The organism is Alcanivorax sp. HI0007 (assembly GCF_001635525.1).
In the GTDB taxonomy this organism is placed as follows: domain Bacteria; phylum Pseudomonadota; class Gammaproteobacteria; order Pseudomonadales; family Alcanivoracaceae; genus Alcanivorax.
The window spans coordinates 1-258 of record NZ_LWEJ01000080.1; the positions used below are offsets into that span (position 1 = coordinate 1).

The following is a 258-nucleotide window of genomic DNA, read 5'->3' on the forward strand; positions in this document are numbered from 1 at the left end:
GCCTGACCATCCTGCTGCCGATTTCCATCATCGTGTTTTTCTTCCGCTGGATTTACCAGACGGTGACGGAAATGATCGCCCCCTTTACCTCGGTCTTTATCCGCGCCTTCGATCTGCCCAAGTTTGTGGCCGACTGGTTGTCAGTGCTGGCGGTGCTGGTGCTGTGCTTTCTGGTGGGGACCCTGGTGGCCACCCGTCTGGGAAGCTGGCTGTGGCAGCAGTGGGAAGAGAATGTGATGACCCGGCTGCCGGGTTACA

At 58.5% G+C, this 258-nt stretch carries 1 pseudogene; it reads left to right on the plus strand.

Annotated elements, in window-relative coordinates:
- Positions 1-2: 2 nt before the first annotated feature.
- Positions 3-258, plus strand: a pseudogene (locus A3714_RS17925) (hypothetical protein); the annotation flags it as partial.